At 35.7% G+C, this 1,354-nt stretch carries 2 protein-coding genes; both read left to right on the forward strand.

Features of this window, described 5'->3' with window-relative positions:
• Positions 1-44: 44 nt before the first annotated feature.
• Positions 45-683 (forward strand): ISAzo13-like element transposase-related protein, encoded by a 639-nt coding sequence (locus tag QUA56_RS36605; RefSeq protein ID WP_333368919.1) that lies wholly within the window; start codon positions 45-47, stop codon positions 681-683.
• Entirely contained in the window at positions 601-1,248 is a 648-nt protein-coding gene (locus QUA56_RS36610; protein WP_333368921.1) for an ISAzo13 family transposase, read from the forward strand. Before QUA56_RS36605 ends, QUA56_RS36610 begins: the two co-directional genes overlap by 83 nt.
• The last annotated feature ends 106 nt before the right edge of the window (positions 1,249-1,354 follow it).

Genomic DNA, 1,354 nt, shown 5'->3' on the forward strand with positions numbered 1-1,354 from the left:
GCTGATGATTTGTTGATTTGAATCATTTCTTACTAACTTAATTTATGTATTACTCAGACGAAATTACTGCTTTAATGATCAAACATCATCAGTCTTTATCTGAAAAAGACCAAAGAAAATATGCAGCGATAGAAGCGGTAAAACTTGGTGGTGGAATTATTTACATAGCCCGAGTTTTGGGAGTAGACAGAAATACAATAGCCAAGGGCATTAAGGAGTTAAAAAGTGAATCAGAACACAGCAGGAATCAAAAGAGAATTCGCCGAAGAGGGGGAGGAAGAAAAACTAGGGATTCTCAGATACCTGATTTTTATGAGCGTTTTTTAGAAGTCTTAAAAAACCACACAGCCGGAGATCCAATGTCCGATCAAATTAAATGGACAAATCTTACCCATCAACAAATCGTTGAAGGTCTGAAGGCTCAGGAAACAATAGTCAGTACAACAGTCGTTAAAAAACTGTTAAAAAAACATGGATATGTGAAACGCAAAGCTCAAAAACAACAAACAACCGGAATCACAAAAAATCGGAATGAACAATTTGAGAATCTTGCCAAAATTACTGCTGAGTATGAGTCACAGGGAAATCCAATTGGAGCGTATGGACACCAAGAAGAAGGAATTTATTGGAAATTTATATCGAGCAGGCAGTCTATATACTACCGAAGTTGTTACGACATTTGACCATGATTTTTGGAGTCTAGCTGACGGAAAAGTAGTGCCTCATGGAATTTATGATCTGCAACACAACCGAGGATATTTAAACCTGGGAATCAGTAAAGATACGAGTGAATTTGCTTGTGAATCGATTAAATTATGGTGGGTTAATTACGGAAAATTTATCTATCCTCAAGCCGATTCAATTTTAATAAAATGCGATGGAGGTGGTAGTAACAATTCTAATCATCACATATTTAAATCAGATTTACAAAAGTTAGTTGACGAGCTAGGGATAGAAATTAGAATCGCACACTATCCTCCCTATACCTCGAAATATAATCCGATCGAACATCGTTTGTTTCCTCACGTAACTAGAGCCTGTCAAGGAGTGATTTTTACTTCTCTTGAGTTAGTGAAAAAACTCATGGCAAAAACGCATACTAAAACCGGGCTTTCTGTCGTAGTAAATGTGATTGATAAAATTTATGAAACTGGTCGAAAAGTAGCTAATGGATTTAAAGAAACAATGAAAATTATTTTTGATGAATATCTGCCCAAATGGAATTATCGTGCAGTTCCGAGTATTTAGCAGACGCTAAAGTTATTAAATTTTCATTCCTTAGCTACTAATGTGCTGGATGTTTCACAATTAAATCCTGATGAAATGATTGTAAAATATAAGGAACAGCAGTCGG

It is taken from the genome of Microcoleus sp. N3A4, from assembly GCF_036701805.1.
Lineage (GTDB): Bacteria > Cyanobacteriota > Cyanobacteriia > Cyanobacteriales > Microcoleaceae > Microcoleus.

Bases quoted from the DNA above. Each gene is read 5' to 3' on its own strand.
- QUA56_RS36610 (WP_333368921.1), top strand. From the start codon at position 601: ATGGACACCAAGAAGAAGGAATTTATTGGAAATTTATATCGAGCAGGC.
- QUA56_RS36605 (WP_333368919.1), top strand. From the start codon at position 45: ATGTATTACTCAGACGAAATTACTGCTTTAATGATCAAACATCATCAG.